The sequence below is a fragment of the Pseudomonas sp. P5_A2_2 genome (assembly GCF_054177685.1).
Window position 1 is genome coordinate 1 of sequence record NZ_JBGCUL010000207.1, and the last position, 6456, is coordinate 6456.

The 6456-nt window shown below is 61.1% G+C and carries 7 protein-coding genes; all 7 read left to right on the forward strand.

The genetic code is table 11. The annotated features are described in order from the left end of the window. Window positions 1-42: 42 nt before the first annotated feature. Window positions 43-408, forward strand: a complete 366-nt coding sequence (locus tag ACXRVY_RS14025) for a hypothetical protein (RefSeq protein ID WP_458237593.1) — start codon at window positions 43-45, stop codon at window positions 406-408. Between the two features lie 233 nt (window positions 409-641). Then, the gene (locus ACXRVY_RS14030) at window positions 642-836 is read left to right on the forward strand and encodes a hypothetical protein (RefSeq protein WP_008052996.1); all 195 of its coding nucleotides are present in this window, start codon (window positions 642-644) and stop codon (window positions 834-836) included. Window positions 837-951: 115 nt separating this feature from the next. After that, the gene (locus tag ACXRVY_RS14035) at window positions 952-1143 is read left to right on the forward strand and encodes a hypothetical protein (protein WP_223463237.1); all 192 of its coding nucleotides are present in this window, start codon (window positions 952-954) and stop codon (window positions 1141-1143) included. Between the two features lie 147 nt (window positions 1144-1290). After that, entirely contained in the window at window positions 1291-2616 is a 1326-nt protein-coding gene (gene trhP, locus ACXRVY_RS14040; RefSeq protein WP_223463236.1) for a prephenate-dependent tRNA uridine(34) hydroxylase TrhP, read from the forward strand. Between the two features lie 330 nt (window positions 2617-2946). Beyond that, entirely contained in the window at window positions 2947-4512 is a 1566-nt protein-coding gene (locus tag ACXRVY_RS14045; RefSeq protein ID WP_223463235.1) for a methyl-accepting chemotaxis protein, read from the forward strand. A gap of 479 nt (window positions 4513-4991) precedes the next feature. After that, window positions 4992-5507, forward strand: coding sequence for a flavin reductase family protein (locus tag ACXRVY_RS14050; RefSeq protein ID WP_223463234.1), 516 nt, complete (start codon window positions 4992-4994; stop codon window positions 5505-5507). A 9-nt stretch (window positions 5508-5516) separates the two neighbouring features. Further along, the coding region (locus ACXRVY_RS14055; protein ID WP_458237594.1) for an FAD-dependent oxidoreductase at window positions 5517-6456 on the forward strand (940 nt) is incomplete at its 3' end.

Genomic DNA, 6456 nt, shown 5'->3' on the forward strand with positions numbered 1-6456 from the left:
ATTGCAGACACAGGCGCCGGGCTGAAGAACCGAGGAACTATCATGATCCGTAAAGTCCCCACAGTTGCCTTGCTGATCGGCGCCCTCGCTATTGCAGGACAGGCGCAAGCCCATGGTGGAGGCAATTACTGGCAAGGCCCGGCGGTGTTTGGCGCGATCGTCGGCACTGCCATTGTCGGCTCGGCCCTGATCAACGCCAACCGCCCGGTTTATGTCGCACCGCAACCGGTCTACTACCAACCCGCGCCGGTTTATTACGCACCACCGCCTCCGGTTTACTACCAGCCGGCCCCGGTCTATGTGRAACAACCGATCTACTACCGCCCGGCTCCGATATACTACGGACCACCCCGTGGTTACTACGGCCCGCCACGCGGCTACTACGGCCATCACTACGGCCGCTGGTAACGGACTCATCAAGCTCCGCTGAAACAGCGGGGTTTTTTATGCCCGTTTGTCGGTGCAGGTCTGGATAAATCTCGCCAAGGTCGCTATCGGGACAATGCACGTGGTGGAAACGGGCAAGATGGACTGACCCGTTTTCTGCCGTGCGGCAAAAAACGGTCATATTTTTGTCATGACAGCTCCGCAAGCTCGGTGCTGTCCGTCGATAACAGGTTGATAACAACAAGGACGACCACATGCCAACGCAAAACCCGCACCGCATCGTCGGTCTGTGCACCTCCAGCAAGGTCTACAACGCACTGACCGAACTCAAGCACCTGGAAGGCCATCGCAGCGCCAAGTTTCTCTCGCTGCTGACACAAAGCCTGGTGCGCAAGGGCCTGCTCAACGAGCAGGAAGTGGTTCATATGCTCGATCAGGTGGTCAGCTGACCGACCGACGGTCGTTTGCCCCCGCTGGCATCAATGACCACTATCGAAAGCGTTGATTACCCCTCAAGGCACCCGGACCTTAAAGTAACTCCACAGATTGATGGAGGTACTTGTCATGTCCAAGGTTCAGATCATGTCCGTTATCGGCAGCGCGGTTCCCCCACAGCTCAGAGAGCTGGGCATGCTCGCCTGCTGGTACCTCGTCCAGGACGGCGTGCAGATCAGCGGCCCGCTCACTTCGCTGCCCGCCGCCCAGGCATTGTCGCAACGCATCGGCACCGGCCAGTCCGGCAGGCTCAGCGCCTGAGGCAGCTGTATGAAATAGCTGACGATGATGTTTAGCCCGCCTCGGCTCGGGCGAATGCCATCGGTTTGTTGATCAGGCATAGATCCAGGTCAATAAACCCTCGCCACAGGGCATTTACCCTGTGCGGCTTTTGCGATCGACACCGCCATGAACCTCTGCGCGCCAGAACTGCTCGCCCCCGCCGGCACCCTGAAAAACATGCGTTACGCCTTCGCCTACGGCGCCGATGCCGTGTATGCCGGCCAGCCGCGCTACAGCCTGCGGGTGCGCAACAACGAATTCGATCACGCCAACCTGGCTCTGGGCATTCGCGAGGCACAGGCACAGGGCAAGCGCTTCTACGTGGTGGTGAACATCGCGCCGCACAACGCCAAGCTCAGGACCTTCCTCAAGGACCTTGAACCGGTGATCGCCATGGCCCCGGATGCACTGATCATGTCCGACCCCGGCCTGATCATGCTGGTGCGCCGGCACTACCCGCAGATGCCGATCCACCTTTCGGTGCAGGCCAATACGGTGAACTGGGCGAGTGTCGAGTTCTGGCAGCAGCAAGGCCTGAGCCGGATCATCCTGTCCCGGGAGCTGTCGCTGGAAGAAATCGCCGAGATCCGCGAGCAGGTGCCCGCCATGGAACTGGAAGTGTTCGTGCACGGCGCGTTGTGCATGGCCTATTCCGGGCGCTGCCTGCTGTCGGGCTACATGAACAGGCGCGATGCCAATCAGGGCAGTTGCACCAATGCCTGTCGCTGGAAATATTCAGCGCAACCGGCTACCGAAAACCAGCTCGGCGAGATCGTCCAGACATTCGATCCCGAACCGACCCTGGGCATCGGCGCGCCTACCGACCAGGTGTTCCTGTTGCAGGAAGCCAATCGTCCCGGCGAACAGATGCCCGCCTTCGAAGACGAGCACGGCACTTACATCATGAACGCCAAGGACCTGCGCGCCGTGCAGCACGTCGAACGCCTGACGCACATGGGCGTGCACTCCCTGAAAATCGAAGGCCGGACCAAATCGCACTTTTATTGTGCGCGCACCACCCAGGTCTATCGCCGCGCCATCGACGATGCGGTGGCGGGCCGGGCCTTCGACCGCGGCCTGATGACCGACCTGGAATCCCTCGCCCAGCGCGGCTACACAGAAGGCTTTCTGCGCCGGCACGTGCATGACGAATACCAGAACTACCAGAACGGCAGCTCGGTGTCGGAGCGCCAGCAGTTTGTCGGTGAACTGACCGGGCAGCGGCGGGACCGCCTGGCCGAGGTCAGGGTGAAGAACCGCTTCGGCCTGGGCGACCACATGGAACTGATGACGCCCAAGGGCAACTTCCACTTCGATCTGCATCAGTTGCAAAACGCTAAAGGCGAAGCGATCGACAAAGCGCCGGGCGATGGGCATACGGTGTATTTGCCGATACCGGATGCGGTGGATCTGGAGTTTGGGTTATTGATGCGGGATGTGGGTGCGGCCTGAACTTCAAATCCGCACAAAACACCTGTACAAGCGAGCCTGCTCGCGAAAGCGGTGTAACAGACGACATTGAAAACGGAACGACGTCCCTATGATTGCAACCTGCTTACGCATTGCTACTCGCCCCATTCATCCCCAGCCCTTTTCCAGAAACTGAACAACAATCAAATTCCATTAATGTAAATGCAGGAACCCCTGAAAAGTTCAACTGCCGGATAGGTCAATCCTTTCAACACAGGTCGAATTTGTGACACACGTCAGGCGCTTAAAAAACATTCAATAAATCCGCGACGCAGCCGACAACTCTTGAAAGCCTTGCGGATTGAAAAAGCCATGCGTAACAACCAGCCAATTACACAGCGCGAGCGGACCTTCCCGGCTCAGCAACGGTTGATTTCCACCACCGATGCCAAGGGCATGATCACCTACTGCAACGACGCCTTCGTCGAAATCAGCGGGTTTTCCCGGGAGGAGCTGATCCGCGCACCGCACAACCTGGTCCGTCACCCCGACGTCCCGGCCGCGGTGTTCGCGCACATGTGGGGCACACTGAAACAAGGCTTGCCATGGATGGGCATTGTCAAGAATCGCTGCAAGAGCGGTGATCATTACTGGGTGAACGCCTATGTGACACCGATCTTCGAAGGCAATCAGGTGATCGGTTACGAGTCGGTGCGGGTCAAGCCCACTGCCGAACAGATCCGCCGCGCCGAAGCGCTCTACCTACGCATCAACCAGGGCAAGTCGGCCGTTCCCTCCTCGGATAAATGGTTGCCGATCCTGCAGGACTGGCTGCCGTTCATTCTGGTCAGCCAATTGAGCTTCATGATTGGTGCATCGCTGAACTCCCATTGGGGGTTTGCCCTGGCAGCAGGGCTCTCGGTGCCGCTGGGCCTGATGGGCCTTCAGTGGCAGCAGCGTGGCCTCAAGCGCTTGCTGCGCCTGGCTGAGCAGACCACCTCCGATCCATTGATCGCGCAGATGTACACCGACAGTCGCGGCGCCCAGGCGCGTCTGGAAATGTCCATCCTCAGTCAGGAAGCACGCCTGAAAACCTGCCTGACCCGCCTGCAGGACACGGCCGAACACCTGACCGATCAGGCCAGGCAATCCGATGCCCTGGCGCACAACAGCTCCAGCGGCCTGGAGCGCCAGCGCGTCGAGACCGAGCAGGTGGCCACTGCGGTCAACCAGATGGCCGCTACCACCCAGGAAGTCGCCAGCCACGTACAACGCACCGCCGATGCCACCCAGGAAGCCAATCGCCTGACCGGTCGTGGTCGTGACATCGCCGGGGAGACCCGCGAAGCCATCCAGCGCCTGTCGGTGGTGGTCGGTGAAACCGGCGTGACCGTGACCCAACTGGCCAAGGACAGCAACGAAATCGGTGGCGTGGTCGACGTGATCAAAGGCATCGCCGACCAGACCAACCTGCTGGCCCTGAACGCCGCCATCGAAGCGGCCCGTGCCGGCGAAATGGGTCGCGGTTTTGCGGTGGTGGCCGACGAAGTCCGTCAGCTGGCGCAACGCACCAGCGAGTCCACCGGGCAGATTCATGCGCTGATCGCCAAGCTCCAGCAAACCGCCGGTACCGCCGTACAGACCATGGAAGCCGGACATCGTCAGGCGGAAGAAGGCGTGGCGCGGGTACTGGAAGCGGACCAGGCGCTGGTGGGGATCAGCGAGGCGGTGGCCAACATCACCGACATGACCACCCAGATCGCTGCCGCGACCGAAGAGCAAAGTGCCGTGGCCGAAGAAATCAGCCGCAACATCAGCAACATTTCGGAACTGGCGGACCGGACCTCGGAACAGGCGCAGAACTCGGCGTTGCTGAGTGAAGAGCTGACCAGGACTGCCAATACCCAGTATTCGTTGGTGGAGCGGTTTAACCGCTGATTGTTGTTGATCAATAAAAAACCCGGACAGTGGAAGCTTCCGGGTTTTTTATTGAGCCTGTGAAAGTGATGTTGTCTATAAGGCCGCCTTCGCGGGCAAGCCCTAATGCCGATCAGTTAACGCTTCGAACACCGCAACTCCTGTGGGAGCGAGCTTGCTCCGGGCGGCGTTCCGACGATGACGATCGCATAGCCAACACCTGCATTGCCTGACAGTCCGCTATCGCGAGCAAGCTCGCTCCCACAGGTTTTGCGCCCTAACTGACTGGCATTAGGGCAAGCCCGCTCCCACAGGGTTATCAGGTGTGGTCGATTCCTGTGAGCGCCCCAGATAACTGTGGGAGCGAGCTTGCTCGCGATGAGGCCGGCACATTCAACATTGAAATGGCCTGATGCCTAGTCCCCTCGGACGATGTTTGCGCTAGACGTCAGCGCAAGAATCCATCGCACTCCACCCCCAACAAAAAAAGGCCCAGTGCGATGAACGACGCCAACCTCAAAGCCGACATGCTCCAGGCCATGCGCCGCCTGGCCAAGTCAGTCACCATTATCAGCACCAGCAACGGCTCCGAGCGGTTCGCCATGGCCGCCACCGCGGTCGACTCCCTGAGCACCGAACCGCCATCGCTGCTGATCTGCGTCAACAAGACCGCCTCGCCCCACGCCGCACTGGCGACCGGTGCCGACTTCTGCGTCAACATCCTCGGCGTCGAACAACAGGACCTGGCACATCTGTGCAGCGGCGCAATCAAGGGCGAAGCGCGCTTCGACCGTGGCAACTGGCTGACCAGCCCCGGCGGTGTTCCTTACCTGGGTGACGCACAGTCGGCGATCCTCTGCCGCCAGGACGGCCACTTCAGCTATGGCACCCACACCGTGTTCATCGGGCGCATCCTGCAGATCCACACCACTGACGCCATCACCCCGCTGGTCTACCTCGACGGCAGCTACACCACCACCGCCAAACCAACACCTTCTCTCGCTGCTGCTGGCTGAGGCCCGAACATGGACAGCCTGAACCGGTTGACGGCGTTGCGAGTGAACAGCGCCGACCAGTTGCCATGGGATGACCGTTGCGACTTGCTGATCGTCGGGTTTGGCGGTGCCGGCGCCTGTGCCGCCATCGAAGCCAGCGCTCGCGGCCTGTCGGTGCTCGCACTGGATCGCTTCGAAGGCGGCGGCGCCACGGCGCTGAGCGGTGGCGTGGTATATGCCGGCGGTGGTACGCCGTACCAGTGTCAGGCTGGCTATGAAGACACCAGCGAAGCCATGTTCAATTACCTGCGTCAGGAAGTCGGCGACGCCGTCAGCGCCGAGACGTTACGGGATTTCTGCGAAGGCAGCCGCGAGCAACTGGCCTGGCTGGAGCGCCAAGGCGCGGCGTTCGAAGCCAGCGTGCCGCCGCACAAGACCTCGTACCCGAGCGACCAGTACTATCTCTATTACTCCGGCAACGAAGCCGTGCCGGCCTATGCCGCCAGCGCCAAGCCGGCACCCCGTGGCCACCGCACCAAAGGCCCGGGCATGTCCGGTGCCAGTCTGTTCGCTCCACTCAAGGCCAGCGCCTTGCGACACGGTGCACGCCTGCACAGCCAGTGCGAAGTGCGGCGTCTGGTACTCAACCTCGACGACAAGGTCATCGGCGTCGAAGCCTGGCAGTTGCCGTCGGGTAGCCGCGCCGCCAAACAACATGCGCGTCTGTCGCGCTGGGCCGCTGCCATTCATATGTACGCTCCAGCGTTGGCCGACCGCTTGCGCGCCCGTCAGCGTCACATCGAACAGACCAGCGCCATTCGCCAGTTGATTCGCGCCGAACAGGCGGTGCTAATGAGCAGCGGCGGCTTTATCTTCAATCGCGATCTGGTGCGCCAACACGCGCCGCAGTACCTGGCCGGTCTGCCGCTGGGCGCCACCGGGTGCAATGGCAGCGGCATCGCCCTGGGCC

Excerpts from the sequence above, each read along its gene's own strand:
- ACXRVY_RS14045 (WP_223463235.1), top strand. The coding sequence starts at position 2,947 with ATGCGTAACAACCAGCCAATTACACAGCGCGAGCGGACCTTCCCGGCT.
- trhP (WP_223463236.1), top strand. The coding sequence starts at position 1,291 with ATGAACCTCTGCGCGCCAGAACTGCTCGCCCCCGCCGGCACCCTGAAA.
- ACXRVY_RS14050 (WP_223463234.1), top strand. The coding sequence starts at position 4,992 with ATGAACGACGCCAACCTCAAAGCCGACATGCTCCAGGCCATGCGCCGC.
- ACXRVY_RS14035 (WP_223463237.1), top strand. The coding sequence starts at position 952 with ATGTCCAAGGTTCAGATCATGTCCGTTATCGGCAGCGCGGTTCCCCCA.
- ACXRVY_RS14030 (WP_008052996.1), top strand. The coding sequence starts at position 642 with ATGCCAACGCAAAACCCGCACCGCATCGTCGGTCTGTGCACCTCCAGC.